The organism is Neisseria sp. P0022.S010, from assembly GCF_051956635.1.
Genome location: NZ_JBQCXF010000590.1, coordinates 1 through 1,741, shown reverse-complemented (window position 1 = coordinate 1,741; position 1,741 = coordinate 1). Strand labels below are relative to the sequence as shown.

Sequence of the window (1,741 nt, the reverse complement as noted above, 5' to 3'; positions counted from 1 at the left end):
ATCCACAACTACCCTATCCGTTTAAACGGCGGCAGACAGGCCAATAATTGTTGGCCGTAGCGTTGCGTTTTGACGCGGTTGTCAAGGATGGTCACGCGGCCGTAATCCTGTTCGGTACGGATAAGGCGGCCGACGGCTTGGATCAGTTTGATGCTGGCTTCGGGAACGGTGATTTCGATAAAGGGATTGCCGCCGCGTTGTTCAATCCAACGGTTTTGGGTTTTCTCGATGGGATTGTCCGGCATCGCAAACGGCAGCTTGGCAATAATGACTTGCACGCAGGCCGTGCCGGGCAGGTCGAGGCCTTCGGCAAAACTGTCAAGGCCGAAAATAATGCTGGCTTTGCCTTCGGCAATGGCTTGATGGTGTCTTTGCAACAAGATAGCCTTGGGCAACTCGCCCTGCACAAGCAGAAGTGGCAAGTATTCGTCAGGCAGTCGTAAGGCGACATCCTGCATTTGCTTGCGCGAGGAAAACAACACCAGCGTGCCGATGGCTTCAACCGGTGAAACCAGCTTCGGCAACCATTCGACAATGGCGGCCGTATGCGCGTCAGGGTCTTTGGGGCTGGCATGAACCGGCGGAATATACAGCTCGCCTTGCGTATCGAAATTAAACGGACTTTCCAATGCAAGCGTGGTGGTTTCGGGCAACCACAACAGGCCGGTTTGGCGCAAAATCAAGTTGAAGCTGCCGAGCGATTGCAGGGTGGCCGAAGTCAACACCGCGCCTGCCGCGCGCCGCCACAGGCTGTTGGCAAGGTGGGATGCACTACTGATGGGGCTGGCATTGAAAATATAGTCGTTTTTATCGTCGGCATGGCGGGTTATCCATTTCGCCAACGGCTCTTCGCCTTCAATGGGAACGGTGGAGAGCAAATCCCAAACCGCGCTGATTTGTTCGATACGGGCGATAAAAAGGCCGAACTCGCTGGTCAGGCGGTCGAGGAGCGCGCTATCCTGCTCTTTTTCGCGGCGCGCGGCGGAAAGCGCATCGTTCAGCCCGATAACGTGTTTGAGCAGGCTGCGCGCAGCAATGGCTGTATTGGAAACTGTGGTTTCCAGGCCTTCGGGGATTTTGCCGTCTTCCCACAACCAAGTCGGTTCGTTGTGTTTCCGCCTGTCATTTTCAGACGACCCCAGACTTAAAGACGGCTCTTCCGCCAAATGGAACTGCCATTCGTGCAAACTGTCGAGCAAAGATGTGGCAGCTTCATCGGCAAGGTTGGCAAGTTCGGCTTTATCGGTAAGCGCGGCAATTTTGCCGGTCAGCTGCGGCAGTTTTTCCAGCGTCCAAACGGCAATATTCCATGAATGTTCGGCGGCAAAGCGGCTGAGGGCTTTTTTGGGCAGGTGGTGCGCTTCGTCTATGCAATAGAAACTGTTTTCGGGCGCAGGCAGAATCACGCCGCCGCCCATGCTGATGTCGGCAAGCAGAAGATCGTGGTTGGCAACGACGACATCGACGGTTTCCAAGACATCGCGCGCTAGGTAAAACGGACATTCCGCACGGTTGGGACAGGCGGATTTCAGGCAGCCGTGGCGGTCGTTGGTAACTTTGAGCCAAATCGCGTCATCGATTTTTTCCGGCCAAGCATCGCGGTCGCCATTAAAACGGCGGGCGGAAAATTCATCGGCAATGTCGCGCAGCAGGTTCAATTCTTCCGGCTTGGGTTTGCTGTCCCACAACACTTCCGGCGCTTCAAAACCAAGCAGGTTTTGCTGGGCATTGTTTTGCGTCA

General features: G+C 55.3%; 1 protein-coding gene. It reads right to left on the bottom strand.

Annotated elements, in window-relative coordinates; translation table 11 throughout:
• Positions 1 to 8: 8 nt before the first annotated feature.
• Positions 9 to 1,741: ATP-dependent DNA helicase DinG (gene dinG / locus ACTHUT_RS19720; RefSeq protein WP_440419516.1), on the bottom strand; the 1,733-nt coding region annotated here is incomplete at its 5' end.